We start from the raw sequence: 14943 nt of genomic DNA on the forward strand, positions 1-14943 counted from the left end.
CGTTCCTACGGTAGCGTGATGCCCAGGCCAGCCCGATGATAGTCTGTGCCGCACTCACCTTCAGCGTCCGATTCGAACGGAGCCGCGAGGCGAGGCGGCCTGTCCCCACGCTGCCATCGCCGGCGGGTCGCGTGATCGCGTCCTTATCCTCCGTCGCCTGAGAGCCCCTGATGACCGCCGATCGCCCCGCCTCCCACCTCTTCTACCAGACCCGCCTGCGCCGGCCGACGCTCGCGCGTGGCGAGGGCGTCTATCTCTGGGACAGCGCGGGCAAGCGCTATCTCGACGGCTCAAGCGGCGCGATGGTCTCCAATATCGGTCATTCCAACCCCGCCGTGCTCGATTCCATGCGCCGGCAGATGGAGCTTTCCACCTTCGGCTACCGGCTGCATTTCGAGAATGAGCCCGCCGAACGGCTCGCCACCCGGATTGCGGAACGCATGCCGGAAGGGCTGGACCGGGTGTTCTTCGTCTCCGGCGGTTCGGAGGCGGTGGAGAGCGCGCTGAAGCTCGCCCGCCAATATGCGGTGGCGCGCGGCCAGGCCGAGCGCTGGAAGGTGATTTCGCGTTTTCCCTCCTATCACGGCTCGACGCTGGGGGCGCTGGCGGTCACCGGCATGTCGCTCATGAGTGCGCCCTTTGCGCCGATGCTGCGGGAAATGCCGAAAATCCCCGCCCCCACCTGCTATCTCGACCGCGACGGACTGACATGGGAAGAGCGCGGCCTGCGTTACGCCCATATGCTGCGGGACGAAATCCTGCGGCAGGGGCCGGAGACCTGCCTTGCCTTCATCATGGAGCCGGTCGGTGGCGCCTCCACCGGCGCGCTGGTGGCGCCCGATGGCTATTACGCCGCCATTCGTGCCATTTGCGACGAGTTCGGCCTACTGCTGATCTGCGACGAGGTGATGAGCGGGGCGGGACGCACCGGGCGCTATCTCGCCAGCGAGCATTGGAACCTGCGGCCGGACATCGTGGCGCTCTCGAAAGGCTTCGGCGCTGGCTACGCCCCGCTCGGGGCCATGGTGGCGGACAACGTCATCGCCGAGACGGTGATCGATCATGGCGGCTTCGTCCATGGCCACACCTATGCCGGCAATCCGCTCGCCTGCGCCGCCGGCCTCGCCGTGGTTGACGAAATCGACCGGCTCGACCTGATCGCCGCCGCGGCGCGACAGGGCGCGGTGCTGAAGGCGCGGCTGGAAGGGTTGATGACGAACTTCCCCTTCATTGGCGACGTACGCGGCAAGGGGCTGCTGCTGGCCTTCGAGCTGGTGGCCGATCGCGCCACCATGGCGCCTTTGCCGGTGGAGCTGAACGCGCATCTGCGCCTCGTCGATATCGCTTACGAGACCGGGCTGATCATCTATTCCCGCCGCACCCGCGGCGGGCGCATCGGCGACCATTTCATGGTGTGCCCGCCACTGATCGTCACTGATGAGCAGATCGACGAGATCATGGATAAGCTGAGCGGCGCGCTGGCCGCCTTCGCCGCCGAGGCCCGGCTGCCGGTGGGGGGCGCGTGATGAGCTCACCCGTCATTCTCACCTGCGCCGTCACCGGCTCCATCCACACGCCGTCGATGAGCCCCTATCTCCCCATCACGCCCGAACAGATCGCCGAACAGGCGATCGAGGCGGCTCAAGCGGGGGCGGCGATCCTGCATCTGCACGCCCGCGATCCCGCCAGCGGCGCGCCCTCGGCCGATCCCGCGCTGTTCCAGGACATCGTCGAGCGCATCCGCGCGCGCTGCGACGCCGTGCTGAACCTCTCCACCGGCGGCTCCTCGCGCATGACGCTGGACGACCGGCTGGCAGCGGCGCGCCTCATCGAACCGGAAATGTGCTCGCTCAACATGGGCTCGATGAATTTCGGCCTGTTCCCTCTCGCCGATCGCTATGACTGGCAGCACGAGTGGGAGCGCGGCTTTCTGGAAGCCACCCGCTCGGTCATCTTCCGCAACAGTTTCGAGGATATCGAGACCATTCTCACCGATCTCGGCGCAAGGCGCGGCGCGCGCTTCGAGCTGGAATGCTACGATGTCGGCCATCTCCAGACCGTCGCCTTCTACATCAAGCAGGGGCTGCTGAAGCCGCCGGTGTTCCTGCAATTCGTGCTCGGCGTGCTGGGCGGCATCGACGCAGCGCCCGAACAGCTGATGCACATGAAGGCCACCGCCGACCGGCTGCTCGGCAGCGACTATCAGTTCTCGGTGCTCGCCGCCGGCCGCCAGCAAATGCCGCTCGGCACCATGGGCGTCATTCTCGGCGGCAATGTACGGGTCGGGCTGGAGGACAATCTCGCCATCGCCCGCGGCGAGCTCGCCACTTCGAACGCCGCGCAGGTGCGCAAGATGCGGCGAATTATCGAGGAACTCGGCCATCGCCTCGCCACCCCGGACGAGGTGCGCGCCCGGCTCGGGCTCAAGGGCGCCCCTTCCAACGCGAGCGGGAGCGAATTTCCATGAAGGTGATCTTCGATGCCGCGCAGAAGAAGCACTATCCCGGCTTCTTTCTGACCAGCGGGGCGCGCGCCCCGAACCCGGAAGTGCCCGCCCGCGCCGATATTCTGTTCGCCGCCGCCTGCGCCGCCGGCCTCACGCCGGAGGAGCCGCCCGATCTCGGCCTCGCACCGGCCGCCGCCATCCACACGCCGGAATATCTCGCCTTCCTCAAAGGCATCTTCGCGCGCTGGCAGCGTATCGAAGGGGCGTCGGACGAGGTGATCCCCAATATCCATCCCAATGGGCGCGGGGGCTCTTACCCGCTCTCCGCCGTCGGCCAGGCCGGCTACCACATGGCCGATACCTCCTGCCCGATCGGGGCGGACACCTATGAAGCGGCCCTGCGCAGCGCCCACGCCGCCGCCCATGCGGCGCAGCAGGTCGCGGAGGGGGCGGCAGCGGCCTATGCGCTCTGCCGCCCGCCCGGCCATCACGCCTTCACGGATATGGCCGGCGGCTTCTGCTACCTCAACAATTCCGCCATCGCCGCGCAGAGGCTGCGCGCAAGCACCGCCCGCGTCGCCATTCTCGACATCGACGTGCACCACGGCAATGGCACGCAGGGGGTGTTCTACGACCGGGCGGATGTGCTCACCGTCTCCCTCCACGCCGACCCGGCACGGTTCTACCCCTTCTTCTGGGGCCATGCGGCGGAGCGCGGCGACGGCGCGGGCCTCGGCTACAATCTCAACCTGCCGCTGCCGCGCAAGACCGGCGACGAGGGCTTCCTCGCCGCGCTGGATCATGCCTTGGCGCGCATCGCCACCTTCTGCCCGGGGGCGCTGGTCATCGCGCTCGGGCTCGACGCCTATGAGGGCGACCCCTTCGCCGGCCTCAGCGTCTCCACCCCCGGCTTCGGCCGCATCGGCGCGAAGATCGGTGAGCTTGGGCTGCCCACCGTGGTGGTGCAGGAAGGCGGCTATGTCTGCGAGGCGCTGGGCGACAATCTGATCGCCTTCCTCGACGGTTTCCGTGCCAGCCATCGCGTGGTGCCGGAGGCCGGCCGGTGACGGCGGCAGGCACGCGGCCGGCGCCGACGATCCGGCCGATGGAGCGGGCCGACCTCGCCCCCGCTGCCGACATGATCGCGCGGCTGGCGCATCATGTCCGGCCCGGCTTTCGACCGGGCGCCGATGCGGCGAGCTTGGAGCGCTACGGCCCGACCGGGCTGGGTCTGTTCGAGGCGGTCATCGCCCGGCGGGACAGCACGGCGGTGGGGCTGTGCCTCTACACCTACGCCTTTTCAGGCTGGCGCGGCCGGCCCGGGGTGTTCGTCGAGGACCTCTATGTCGCGGAGACGGAGCGCGGCAGCGGCCTCGGGCGCGCTTTGCTGGCCGCCGTCATCGCCCGCGAGGCGCCGAAGGGCTGCAGCTTCATCAAGCTGCATGTCGACAAGGCCAATGCCGGCGCACAGGCCTTCTATGCGCGGCTCGGCTTCGTGCCGGAAGCGCATGACGACACGCTCACCCTCGAAGAAGAGGGCTTGCGCGCGATCACCGCGCCGGTCTGAAGACGCCCGTCAGTTCCGCAGCCCCGGCGCTTCCTGCCCGGTGCGCGCGACATATTCGACATAGCCGCCGCCATATTGGTGGATGCCGTCCGGCGTCAGTTCCAGCACGCGGTTCGACAGCGCGGCGAGGAAGTGCCGGTCATGGCTGACGAACAGCATCGTGCCCTCATAGTCCGCCAGCGCGGCGATGAGCATTTCCTTGGTGGCGATGTCGAGATGGTTGGTCGGCTCGTCCAGCACCAGGAAGTTCGGCGGATCATAGAGCATGCGGGCCATGGCGAGGCGCGCCTTCTCGCCGCCTGAGAGCACTCGGCACTTCTTCTCCACATCGTCGCCGGAGAAGCCGAAGCAGCCGAGCAGCGAGCGCAGAGAGCCCTGGCCCGCCTGCGGAAAGGCGTCTTCCAGCGTCTCGAACACGGTGCGCTCGCCTTCCAGCACCTCCATGGCGTGCTGGGCGAAATAGGCCATCTTCACGCTGCCGCCCACCGCGACGCTGCCATCGTCCGGCGCGGTCTCACCCGACACCAGCTTGAGCAGTGTCGACTTGCCGGCCCCGTTGACGCCCATCACGCACCAGCGCTCGCGCCGGCGCACATGGAAATCCAGCCCCTCATAGATGCGCCGGGCGCCGTAGCTCTTATGGACATTCTTCAGGCTGACCACGTCCTCGCCGGAGCGCGGCGGCGGCTGGAACTCGAACGCCACCGTCTGGCGCCGGCGCGGCGGCTCGACACGCTCGATCTTGTCGAGCTTCTTCACCCGGCTCTGCACCTGCGCGGCGTGAGACGCACGGGCCTTGAAGCGCTCGATGAAGGCGATTTCCTTGGCCAGCATCGCCTGCTGGCGCTCGAACTGCGCCTGCTGCTGCTTTTCGGCCAGCGCCCGCTGCTGGGCGTAGAACTCATAATCGCCGGAATAGGAGGTGAGCGCGCCGGCGTCGATCTCGACGATCTTGTTGACGATGCGGTTCATGAAGGCGCGGTCGTGCGAGGTCATCATCAGCGCGCCGTCGAAATTCTTCAGGAACGCCTCCAGCCAGATCAGGCTCTCAATGTCGAGATGGTTGGACGGCTCGTCGAGCAGCATCACGTCGGGACGCATGAGCAGGATGCGGCCGAGCGCGACGCGCATCTTCCAGCCGCCGGAGAGACGGCCGACATCGCCCTCCATCATTTCCTGCGAGAAGCCGAGGCCGGCCAGCACCTCGCTCGCCCGGCCCTCCAGCGAATAGCCGTCCAGTTCCTCGAAGCGCGCCTGCACCTCGCCATAGCGCTCGATGACGGCGTCCATCTCGTCGGCACGGTCGGGGTCGACCATGGCCGCTTCGAGCTCGCGCAGTTCGGCGGCAATGCTGCTCACCGGGCCGGCGCCGTCCATCACCTCCGCCAGCACCGACTTGCCGGCCATGTCGCCGACATCCTGGCTGAAATAGCCGATGGTGATGCCGCGATCGACCGAGACCTGCCCCTCATCCGGGGCCTCTTCGCCGGTGATGAGGCGGAACAGCGTGGTCTTGCCGGCGCCGTTGGGGCCGACGAGCCCCACCTTCTCGCCCTTCAGCAGCGTCGCCGACGCCTCGATGAAGACGAGTTGCTTGCCGTTCTGCTTGCCGATGGAATCGAGCCGGATCATGCGCGCGGGAGGTCCTAGAGAGAAGCTCCCGCGCGTTTAAGCCATTCCCGGCTCCGGAGGAAGGGCCGGCGCCTCCGTCCTGCTGCGGTGCAGCGATCAGACCGGCGAGACGCGCCAGATGCAGTCGCCGACATCGTCGACGCACAGAAGCCCGCCGCGCTTGTCGACGATCACCCCCACCGGGCGCCCCAGCGCCTTGCCGTCGACGCGGAAGCCGCCGAGGATCTCCTCCGGCGGGCCGGCCGGCTTGCCGTCCTCGAAGGGCACGAAGATCACCCGGTAGCCGGAAGGCGGGTTGCGGTTCCAGGAGCCGTGCTGGCCGATGAAGACGCCGTTGCGGAAACGCGCGCCGAAACGGTCGTCATCGACGAAGGTGAGGCCGAGCGAGGCGGTGTGAGAGCCCAGCGCATAGTCCGGCTTGAGCGAGGCCGCGACCAGATCCGGCCGCTGCGGCTTCACCCGCTCGTCGACGATCTTGTCATAGTAGCAATAGGGCCAGCCATAGAAGGCGCCGTCCTTCACCGAGGTCATGTAGTCCGGCACCAGATCGTCGCCGATCTCATCGCGCTCGTTCACGCTGGTCCACAATTCGCCGGTCACCGGGTTCCAGTCCATGCCCACCGGGTTGCGCAGGCCGCCGGCGAACACGCGGTATTTTCCCGTCGCGATGTCCACTTCCAGAATGGCGGCGCGGTCCACCTCCTCCTCCATGCCGAACTCGGCGACGTTGGAGTTGGAGCCGACGCCGACATAGAGCTTGGTCCCCTCCTTGTTGGCGACGAGGCTCTTGGTCCAGTGGTGGTTGCGGCCGGAAGGCAGGTCGCAGATCTTCACCGGGGGCGCGTCGATGCGGGTGGCGCCGGGCACATAGGGGAAGCGCACCAGCGAATCCGCGTTCGCCACATAGAGCTGGTCACCCACCAGGGCCATGCCGAAGGGCGAATAGAGGTTCTCGATGAAGGGCAGCTTGATCTCGGCCACCCCGTCGCCATCGGCGTCGCGCAGCAGGGTGATGCGGTTGGCGCTCTTCACGCCAGCGCCCGCGCGCACCATCACGAAGCCCATCGCCCACCAGCGCAGGCTGAAGATGCCGGCCGGCCAGGGCGGGCCGGCGGTCTCGGCGACGAGAATGTCGCCATTGGGCAGCTCATAGACCCAGCGCGGATGGTCCAGGCCCTCGGCGAAGAAGCTTACCTTGAAACCCGGGGCGGGCTTGGGCTTCTGGCCGGGCCCCCAGCCGACGGCCGGGGCGATCTTCATGATGGGGATGAGGGTCGGCTTGGGCTTGGGCAGCTTGGGCAGGTCGCCATAGCCGGCTTCCTCGGCAAGGGCGGGCGCCTTGCGCAGATCCGTGAGGAAATGGACGACGCCGGTGATGCAGGCGCCCAGAAAGCCGCTGATCTTCACGTAGTTGGCCATGACTGGCTCCGGCAGAGGGGGATGCGCCATCTCAGCCCGGAAAGTCGCGCCAGCGCAATAGCTTCTTCGGCTTATCCTGCCTCGGTGAGGTCGGCGCTGCTGCCAATCGCGGGAAAGTCGACGCGCTGGCGCAGCCCGACGGCCATATTCTCAAGGATCAGGCTTCCCCCGCTGCGGGTGACAATCTGCTCGGCGATGGCCAGGCCCAGCCCCGCCCCCGGCGCACCGCGCGCCGGATCGACGCGGAAGAACGGCTCGAAGACGTGGGGCAGCAATTCCTCGGGAATGCCCGGCCCGACATCCTCGATCACCACACGGCCGAGGCCTTCGGCCGCCTCCACCCGCACACGCGCCTGCCGTCCGTGGGTGGCGGCATTTATGAACAGGTTGCGGAGCGCGCGGCGCAGCGCCTCCGGCCGGGCCTGGATGGTTACCGGGGAGGCGCGCTCCAGAGACACGGCATATCCGATGGCCCGCAATTCCGCGACCGTATCGGCCACCATGGCGTCGAGTGACAGTGTCTCGCCGCGACCATCCTCCACCTCCTCGCGCACCAGCCGAATGGCGCTATCGGCGATCCCGTCGAGTTCGTCGAGGTCGTCAATAAAGGCCGCGCGCTCCTCCTCCCCCAGGAACTCGGCCCGCAGGCGCATGCGCGTCATCGGGGTGCGCAGATCGTGACCGGCGGCGGCCACCAGCCGCATGCGACTTTCCATCACCTGATGCAGCCGCGTCGCAAGCTGGTTGATGGCGCGCGCCGCCGCCCTTACTTCGGCGGGGCCCTTCTCCGCGACCGGATCGAGACCGCTGCAGGGCGTGATGGCATCCGCCGTGCGCTGCAGCAGCGCCAGCGGTTCGGTGAAGCGGCGGACCGCGAACACCATGACCAGCGTCACGCCCAAGGCCACCAGCAGGATCCAGCCCACCAGACCCCAGCCTCTTTGAGGACCCGGCATCGGAATCCCCAACGGCATGATCACCCAGCGCCCGTCAGCCAGCGGAGCTGAAACAACGGGCCAGTCGAAATCGACAGGTTCGGAGACAGTCACGCGCAGCGTATGTCCGCGGCGCATCAGAACACCATTGATGGCATCGGTCGCCGGCTGGATCTGGGGCCCGCCAGCGGGCGCATCGGCAATGCGACCATAAAGCCCCTCTTCCAGCGGACCTTGGCTGCGTGCGGCCAGATCGACAAGCATGCTGATCTGGGTCGCCGCCGCCTGGTCAACCCGAGCGAAATCAGGCTGTTTCAGGAGCAGCATCGAGAGGCCCGTCGCCAGCAGAAGCACGCCAAGAACGGACCCGACCAGAAGCGCCGTGAGCTTGGCGCGCATGGACTTCATCGCGAAGCCTCGCCCTCATCGACCGCAGGCTCCACGCGCGCAGCGAGCTGATACCCCCCATTGCGCAATGTCTTGATGATCTGGAAACTTCCGGCATCCCCCATCTTTCGACGCAGCCGGCTGATGAGGACATCGATGGAGCGGTCGAAGCCGGAAGGGACCCGCCCATGCGTGAGGTCGAGCAGTTGCTCGCGCGACAGCATGCGCCCCGGCCGTTCGAGAAAGGCGAGGAGCAGGTCGAACTCGGCGCCGGTGAGCACGATTTCCCGCCCCTGCGAATCCCACAGCCGGCGGCTGGTGGAATCGGCGAGGAAGCCGCCGAAACGCAGGCGCAGGGCCGGTGCGGGCGCGGTGTCGCGCGGCGAGAGGCGGCGGAGCACGGCGCGGATGCGCGCCACCAGCTCCCGCGGATTGAACGGTTTGCCGAGATAATCGTCGGCGCCGATCTCCAATCCGATGATGCGATCCACATCCTCCTTCAGTGCGGTGAGGAGGATGATGGGAACGGAGGAACGCGTTCGGATCGTCCGGCACAGGTCGAGCCCGGACACATCCGGCAGCATGAGATCGAGCACGATGAGATCGATCCGCCCCTCGGCGAGGCGGCGCTCGGCCTCCTTGCCATCGGCCGCCAGCGACACGCGGAAATTCTGCTCGGCGAGGTAGCGCCCGAGCAGCTTGCGAATCTGCTGGTCGTCGTCGACCACAAGTATGTGCGGGCCGCTGCCCGCTTCCGAACCGCGCATGTCGTTCATGCCGCCGCTATACGCGCCCGATGCAACCTCCGCCGGAGAATTTTGCGAACCAGCGTTGCCAGGCTGCCATGCGCAACGTTGGGCAACAATTGTGGCGCATTTTACCGGCAGCGGGAAACATGCCTGAAACACTGGGGCACGTCGACACGCCGCCTTTTTTCCAGCCTCCCGGCAAGTCTGGATTCGCTTTGGCACACATGGTATCGCCTTGAAACCAAAGGTTATCGAGTGGCGTCCCCATGCAGGCATCATTTGACAGCGAGCGCGTTCTCCGCTGGATCGTCGTTTATCTCGCTGTCATTTCCGGTGAGGACAGCGACACCATCGACGCGGATATGCCGCTTTCGCATTTCGACCTCGATTCCGTGGACGCCGTCGAAATGGCGCTCCAGTTCGAGACGACGTTCGATCGTCAGATCGGAGCGGAGTTCTTCCTCGCCGCGAACGCGACGGTGCGGGGGCTTGCCGACCTGATCATCGCCAATGCCGCCGCGCACGCCGATTGATCCCGAGGCGCTGCGACCGTCGCAGCGGATTCACGCGGCCTCGCGCCTCGACGCGTCCTATCTGGCCTATGCCAAGTCCATCGCGCACGGGAATTCCGACCCGCAGCTGCGCCTTGAGGTGTGCCGGCAGTTCGTCCGCTGCGGCATGATCGGCGAGACCGTCTCCATGCTCGCCACGCTCATGGATGTGCGCGATCTGCGGGGCAGCGTGACGGAGATCATGGGGGAGCTGCGCGCGCTGCGCCGGGCGCGCAGCGAGGAGCACGTGTTTCTTCCGGTGGCGGGAAACGCCGCTGCGGGGTCGAAAGACCGCGGTTACTGGGTGGTGCCGGCCAATTCGGACACGACGCTGATCGCCTTCGCCGGGAAGGCGCAGCTGCTGGGCCTGTCGATCTATTTCATGCACAGCCTGCTGGGTCGGCTGAATGTCAACCTGATCTATCTCTTCGACTGGTCGAACAGCTTCTATTTCGGCGGCGTGTCGGGGCTGGGCGGCAGCGTCGACGCGACGGTCGAGCGCCTGCGTGACCTCTGCGCGGAACTGAAGTCACGCCGGGTGCTCTGCCTCGGCCAGTCCGCCGGCGGCTATGGCGCTCTCCATTACGGCGTGAAGCTCGGGGCCGATGGCGTCATGACCTTCAGCCCCATCCTCCTGCCGGTGACGCGGGGCAAGGTGCGCGAGCGCATCAGCAAACGGATAGGACGCCCGCTCACTGACGCCGACACGCAGCTGCGCGAGCAGATTGCCGCTGCCCCGAGGGCGCCGCATATCGAGATCGTCTACGGCACCGACAATAAGGCGGACGTGGCCTCGGCGCGCTATCTCGCGGATCTGCCCATGGTCGTCGAGCATCCCCTGCCGGGCGTCAGCGACCATGGGACGATCCAGGTCACCGTCTCCAATAATACGTTCGGACCGCTGCTCGACAGCTTCGTCCGCTCCTCCGGCCCCGGCGGCTGGAGGGGCGGCGATCAGTCGTCGAGCTGCGACAGCCAATAGGTCATCGCGGGCATCATCCGTTCGATCTCGGCGCCATTGGCGAGGGGCCGCTTGTTGGCTTCGAGAAACCAGAAATGCAAATCCTGGTCGACGGCAAGGTCGATGCCGAACTCATAACAGTCGCCGAGGCCCGGCTGCTTGCACAGCGTGCTGGCGATTTCCCGTGACAGCGCCTTGGCCTCGCGGACCTTGCCCTCGGGATCGGCCGCCCCACGCGCGATGAAATAGGATTCCGCGTCGATCAGCGCGCTGCCCTTGGCGCGGTTCGATATCAGCTTGGAACCAAGTGAGACGCGGCCGGTCAGGCGGAAGAAATCCCAGCCATCGTCCGGCCGGCGCACCATGTCGGCGCGCACCGTCGCCGGCTGGCCGGCCAGGTCGTGGGTGTCGATGAAGCGCTGCACCAGATAGGTGCGGTAGCCCATGCGCACGCGGATCGCGCCAATGACGCGGGCAATCGCCTCCGCGCGCGTGCAACGCCAGGAGTGCTCGTCCTTGTGAACGGCAACCTCGTCGCCCTGCGGAAGGAGGAAGAAGATTCCGGTCCCCAGCGCGCCATCGGCGCGCTTGACCACGATGGGGCCGCCGGCCAGCCATTCCGCGAGCTGCGCTTCGAGGCGTTCGGCGACGAGCACCTCTTCAGGAATGATGTGCGGCTTCAGATGCGGATAGGCGGCCAGCATCGCGGCCATCTGGTGCTTGTCATAGCCGTCAAAGGCGAGAACCTTGGTGCGCGCACGCAGCCAGGCATCGACGACGCGATGCGCGGGCCGGGTCGGGGGCGCGGCCGCCACGACGAGGCGCGGCACCGGGACATCGACCGGCCTCCAGTCACCGTCGATGAACTCATGCGCCCTTATCCGCTCGGCTTCCATGTCGCAGTCGGCACTGCGGGCAAGAAGCACCCGAACGCCGCGATAGGCCGCCTCGCCAACGACGGCGCGCAGCCGGACCGGCGAATAGGAGTGGTGAAGGGTGGTCTCATGTCCGAGAAGGAGGATCGTCGGCGTATCGGGCATCGCATGTTCCATCCGCAGAAACGCCGTTCTAGCGGGCGGCGACACCGGCGGAAACTGCCGCATGGGGCTGAGGCCCAACATTTTTCGGGCGCTTCGTCGCCAGAGCCGACGTGAGTCCCCGCCCACGCCGGGCGCCGCCCACGGTCATGCCAGCCGATGGAACCAAGCCGTCGTCCCACCGCTTAATCGCCGGAGGTGGGGATGGAGCACGTGTCATTGCCGACGTGGCTGCTGGGCGTCTGGGACCGCCTGCGGTCAAGTTTCTGGTTCTTGCCCTCGGCGATGGCCGCCGGTGCTACCGCCCTTTCCTTTGCCCTCGTCTGGCTCGACACGTGGCTGGGCGAGGAGTCGATTGAGCGACTGGGCTGGCTCTACGGCTTCGGTCCCGAAGGCGCGCGGGCGGTGCTGTCCGCGGTCGCCGGCTCGATGATCACCGTGGCCGGTCTCACCTTTTCAATGACCATGCTGACGCTGCAACTGGCCTCGCAGCAATTCGGCCCGCGATTGCTGCGCAGCTTCATGAGCGATCGCGGCAACCAGCTGGTGCTGGGAACCTTCACGAGCACATTCCTCTATTGCCTTCTGGTGCTGCGCACCGTGCGCGGCACGGAGGACGCGAACTTCGTTCCGCATCTTTCCGTCACCTTCGGCGTCGTTCTGGCCGCAGCGAGCCTCGCCGTCCTGATCTACTTCATTCATCACGTCGCCAACGCGATCCGGATCGAAACGGTGCTCGCCGAGCTCTCGCGCGAGACACGAAGCACCATCGACCGTCTCTTTCCGGCGCAGATGGGACAGGAGCCGGAAACGCGCGACGGACACACCTCTGCCAGCCTGCTCCACATGCTGGAGGCGGATTCGCGCGCGGTGTTCGTTGACGGCAGCGGCTATGTGCAGCGCCTCGACGAGGCGGCCTTGATGCGGATCGCCACTGAACATGAGCTGGTCATCGGCGTGGACGCGCCTCCCGGCCGGTTCGTCACCGAGCGGATTCCCCTGCTGCGTGCCGCGCCTCGGGCGCGTGTATCGGAGGAAGTGAAGGATCGCCTGCGCCAGGCTTTCGTCCTCGGCGCGGATCGCACGCCCATGCAGGACCTGCAGTTCGCTCTTCATCGATTTGTGGAGATCGCCCAGCGTGCCCTCTCCCCCGGCATCAACGACCCGACCACGGCGCTGTACTGCATCGACAGGCTCGAACAGGCCTTATGCGTGCTGGCCGAGCGCGACATGCCGTCTGCGGTGCGGGCGGACGAAGCGGGGCGGCCGAGGGTGCTCGTCCCGCTCAGCACGTTCGAGCAATTCGCCTGCCCGGCGCTTGCGGCCATCGCCCGCTATGGGATGAACGATGCCGACGTGGTGCGCCAGCTTCTTGCCAGCGCAAGGGGGCTGGAAACCATCGCGCCCCCCGATGCGCGCGACGCCTTGCGGCGCCTGGCTGCCGCCATCGAATCCGAAAGCGCAACCTCGCTCAAACCGTTCGACATCGGCGTTTCACCTCACCGGTCTACCTATCCCTATGGATGATGTCCGGCCCCGATCGGAGGCTCGCCAAGCCCATGGCCGGTGCTAACATCGGGGCAAAGACGCATTCACCGGGAGCAAGCGCCATGTCACCGTCCGCCACCCAGCCGAGCCCCTTCGGCCCTTCGCTGCTGCATGATCCTGTTTTCAACCGCGGCAGCGCTTTCTCGACCGAGGATCGGGCGCGGCTCGGGCTTGAGGGCTTCCTGCCTCCGGTGGCCGATACGCTGGAGACGCAGGTGGCGCGCATTCACCTGCAGCTCTCGGTGCTCGACAATGATCTGCAGAAATACCTGCTGCTGAGCGACCTTCAGGCCCGCAACGAGACGCTGTTCTACGCGGTGCTGATGTCCGATCCGGCGGTGTTCATGCCGCTGGTCTACACGCCGACCGTGGGCGAAGCCTGCCAGAAATACGACCATGTGCTGCGCGCCACGCGCGGCATGTATCTGCCGATCACGCTCAAGGGCCGGCTGAAGGAGGTGCTGTCGCACTGGCCGCAGAAGGATGTGCGCTTCATCGTCGTCACCGATGGCGAGCGGATTCTCGGGCTCGGCGATCTCGGCGTGAACGGCATGGGCATTCCGGTCGGCAAGCTCGCTCTCTATTCTGTCTGCGCCGGCGTGCCACCGGAAATGACGCTGCCGATCACCCTCGATGTCGGCACAAATAACGGCACGCTGCTCGACGATCCGCTCTATCTCGGCCTGCGCCAGAACCGCGTGCGGGGCGCGGAGTACGACGCCTTCATCGCCGAGTTCGTGGAGGCGGTGACGGAGCTGTTCCCGCTGTGCTGCCTGCAATGGGAAGACTTCGCCAACATCAACGCCGTGCCGATCCTCGAGCGCTACCGTGACGCGATCTGCACCTATAATGACGACATCCAGGGCACGGCGGCGGTCGCCGTGGCAGGCATTTACGGCGCGCTGAAGCTCTCGGGCCAGAAGCTCACCGACCAGACCTTCCTGTTCCTCGGCGGCGGCTCGGCGGCGACCGGCATCGCCGAGCTGATCAGCGAAGCCATGGTGCTGGAAGGCGCAACCATCGAAGAGGCGCGCGCCCGCAACTGGCTGTTCGACGTGAACGGGCTGATGGTGAACTCGCGCAGCGACATCGCCGGCTTCCAGAAGCCCTTCGCCCATGACCACGCACCGATCTCGAATTTCGTCGAGGCCATCGAGGCGATCCGGCCGACGGGCATCATCGGCGTCAGCACCGTGCCGAAACTGTTCAACCAGGCGGTGATCGAGGCGATGGCGCGGATCAATGCCCGGCCGATCATCTTCCCCTACTCGAACCCCACCTCACGCTCGGAATGCACGGCGGAGGAAGCCTATAAATGGTCCAACGGCCAGGCCATCTTCGCCAGCGGAAGCCCGTTTCCGCCGCTGGAGTTCGGCGGCAAGCGGTTCGTGCCCGGCCAGGGCAACAATGTCTACATTTTCCCCGCCATGGGCATGGCGGTGCTCGCCACCCAGGCCAGCCGCGTGACCGAGGACATGTTCATCGTCGCTGCCAAGGCGGTGGCGGAGCAGGTGACGCTGGAAGACCTCGCGCTCGGCCTGATCTATCCGCCGCAGCGCGACATCCGCAAAGCCTCGCTGCATGTGGCGGCGCGCATTGCCGAACTCATCTTCGACAAGGGCCTCGCCCGCGTGCCGCGCCCCGCCGATATCGAGGCGCACATCAACGAACTGGCCTACATCCCCCGCTATCCCGCGCTGTGACGGCGCGG

The 14943-nt window shown here is 66.8% G+C and carries 13 protein-coding genes; 8 read left to right on the forward strand and 5 right to left on the reverse strand.

Translation table 11 applies throughout. From position 1 onward, the window contains the following. Positions 1-170 precede the first annotated feature (170 nt). From ACP2AH_RS13355 to ACP2AH_RS13370, 4 genes are read left to right on the forward strand one after another with little or no spacing between them, the layout of a single operon-like run. Positions 171-1526 (forward strand): aspartate aminotransferase family protein, encoded by a 1356-nt coding sequence (locus tag ACP2AH_RS13355; RefSeq protein WP_425106246.1) that lies wholly within the window; start codon positions 171-173, stop codon positions 1524-1526. Then, positions 1526-2467: a 3-keto-5-aminohexanoate cleavage protein gene (locus ACP2AH_RS13360; RefSeq protein ID WP_425106247.1), complete on the forward strand. Its 942-nt coding sequence runs from the start codon at positions 1526-1528 to the stop codon at positions 2465-2467. Before ACP2AH_RS13355 ends, ACP2AH_RS13360 begins: the two co-directional genes overlap by 1 nt. Then, positions 2464-3513 carry a histone deacetylase family protein gene (locus tag ACP2AH_RS13365; RefSeq protein WP_425106248.1) on the forward strand — a complete coding sequence of 350 codons (1050 nt, stop codon included), beginning with the start codon at positions 2464-2466 and terminating at the stop codon, positions 3511-3513. The genes ACP2AH_RS13360 and ACP2AH_RS13365 overlap by 4 nt, the downstream gene beginning before the upstream one ends. Next, positions 3510-4013, forward strand: coding sequence for an N-acetyltransferase family protein (locus ACP2AH_RS13370; protein WP_425106249.1), 504 nt, complete (start codon positions 3510-3512; stop codon positions 4011-4013). The genes ACP2AH_RS13365 and ACP2AH_RS13370 overlap by 4 nt, the downstream gene beginning before the upstream one ends. A 9-nt stretch (positions 4014-4022) precedes the next feature. Here the strand turns inward: ACP2AH_RS13370 and ACP2AH_RS13375 are convergent, their stop codons facing one another. From ACP2AH_RS13375 to ACP2AH_RS13390, 4 genes are all read right to left on the reverse strand, one after another. Further along, positions 4023-5645 (reverse strand): ABC-F family ATP-binding cassette domain-containing protein, encoded by a 1623-nt coding sequence (locus ACP2AH_RS13375; protein WP_425106250.1) that lies wholly within the window; start codon positions 5643-5645, stop codon positions 4023-4025. Positions 5646-5741: 96 nt separating this feature from the next. Continuing rightward, the gene (locus ACP2AH_RS13380) at positions 5742-7064 is read right to left on the reverse strand and encodes a PQQ-dependent sugar dehydrogenase (RefSeq protein WP_421697951.1); all 1323 of its coding nucleotides are present in this window, start codon (positions 7062-7064) and stop codon (positions 5742-5744) included. Positions 7065-7135: 71 nt separating this feature from the next. Further along, positions 7136-8407 (reverse strand): ATP-binding protein, encoded by a 1272-nt coding sequence (locus ACP2AH_RS13385; protein ID WP_425106251.1) that lies wholly within the window; start codon positions 8405-8407, stop codon positions 7136-7138. Then, positions 8404-9162: a response regulator gene (locus ACP2AH_RS13390; protein ID WP_425106252.1), complete on the reverse strand. Its 759-nt coding sequence runs from the start codon at positions 9160-9162 to the stop codon at positions 8404-8406. The genes ACP2AH_RS13385 and ACP2AH_RS13390 overlap by 4 nt, the downstream gene beginning before the upstream one ends. A 239-nt stretch (positions 9163-9401) precedes the next feature. On the opposite strand from ACP2AH_RS13390, the gene ACP2AH_RS13395 reads away from it, so the two are divergent. Beyond that, a complete protein-coding gene (locus ACP2AH_RS13395) occupies positions 9402-9668 on the forward strand; it encodes an acyl carrier protein (protein ID WP_425106253.1) in 267 nt (88 codons plus the stop codon). After that, positions 9646-10668: a hypothetical protein gene (locus ACP2AH_RS13400; RefSeq protein WP_425106254.1), complete on the forward strand. Its 1023-nt coding sequence runs from the start codon at positions 9646-9648 to the stop codon at positions 10666-10668. The genes ACP2AH_RS13395 and ACP2AH_RS13400 overlap by 23 nt, the downstream gene beginning before the upstream one ends. On the opposite strand, the gene ACP2AH_RS13405 is transcribed toward ACP2AH_RS13400, so the two are convergent. Next, the gene (locus ACP2AH_RS13405) at positions 10641-11687 is read right to left on the reverse strand and encodes a YheC/YheD family protein (RefSeq protein WP_425106255.1); all 1047 of its coding nucleotides are present in this window, start codon (positions 11685-11687) and stop codon (positions 10641-10643) included. The two genes, ACP2AH_RS13400 and ACP2AH_RS13405, sit on opposite strands and share 28 nt — an antisense overlap. Before the next feature lie 201 nt (positions 11688-11888). On the opposite strand from ACP2AH_RS13405, the gene ACP2AH_RS13410 reads away from it, so the two are divergent. Beyond that, positions 11889-13211 (forward strand): DUF2254 domain-containing protein, encoded by a 1323-nt coding sequence (locus tag ACP2AH_RS13410; protein WP_425106256.1) that lies wholly within the window; start codon positions 11889-11891, stop codon positions 13209-13211. 83 nt (positions 13212-13294) lie between these two features. Continuing rightward, positions 13295-14935, forward strand: coding sequence for an NAD-dependent malic enzyme (locus tag ACP2AH_RS13415; protein WP_425106257.1), 1641 nt, complete (start codon positions 13295-13297; stop codon positions 14933-14935). The last annotated feature ends 8 nt before the right edge of the window (positions 14936-14943 follow it).

Source organism: Ancylobacter sp. (assembly GCF_965249975.1).
GTDB lineage: Bacteria > Pseudomonadota > Alphaproteobacteria > Rhizobiales > Xanthobacteraceae > Ancylobacter.

What these genes read in the sequence shown, in the direction of transcription:
- ACP2AH_RS13365 (WP_425106248.1), top strand. Translation starts at nt 2,464, where the DNA reads ATGAAGGTGATCTTCGATGCCGCGCAGAAGAAGCACTATCCCGGCTTC.
- ACP2AH_RS13405 (WP_425106255.1), bottom strand. Translation starts at nt 11,687, where the DNA reads ATGCCCGATACGCCGACGATCCTCCTTCTCGGACATGAGACCACCCTT.
- ACP2AH_RS13380 (WP_421697951.1), bottom strand. Translation starts at nt 7,064, where the DNA reads ATGGCCAACTACGTGAAGATCAGCGGCTTTCTGGGCGCCTGCATCACC.
- ACP2AH_RS13395 (WP_425106253.1), top strand. Translation starts at nt 9,402, where the DNA reads ATGCAGGCATCATTTGACAGCGAGCGCGTTCTCCGCTGGATCGTCGTT.
- ACP2AH_RS13355 (WP_425106246.1), top strand. Translation starts at nt 171, where the DNA reads ATGACCGCCGATCGCCCCGCCTCCCACCTCTTCTACCAGACCCGCCTG.
- ACP2AH_RS13375 (WP_425106250.1), bottom strand. Translation starts at nt 5,645, where the DNA reads ATGATCCGGCTCGATTCCATCGGCAAGCAGAACGGCAAGCAACTCGTC.
- ACP2AH_RS13400 (WP_425106254.1), top strand. Translation starts at nt 9,646, where the DNA reads ATGCCGCCGCGCACGCCGATTGATCCCGAGGCGCTGCGACCGTCGCAG.
- ACP2AH_RS13385 (WP_425106251.1), bottom strand. Translation starts at nt 8,407, where the DNA reads ATGAAGTCCATGCGCGCCAAGCTCACGGCGCTTCTGGTCGGGTCCGTT.
- ACP2AH_RS13415 (WP_425106257.1), top strand. Translation starts at nt 13,295, where the DNA reads ATGTCACCGTCCGCCACCCAGCCGAGCCCCTTCGGCCCTTCGCTGCTG.
- ACP2AH_RS13410 (WP_425106256.1), top strand. Translation starts at nt 11,889, where the DNA reads ATGGAGCACGTGTCATTGCCGACGTGGCTGCTGGGCGTCTGGGACCGC.
- ACP2AH_RS13390 (WP_425106252.1), bottom strand. Translation starts at nt 9,162, where the DNA reads ATGAACGACATGCGCGGTTCGGAAGCGGGCAGCGGCCCGCACATACTT.
- ACP2AH_RS13360 (WP_425106247.1), top strand. Translation starts at nt 1,526, where the DNA reads ATGAGCTCACCCGTCATTCTCACCTGCGCCGTCACCGGCTCCATCCAC.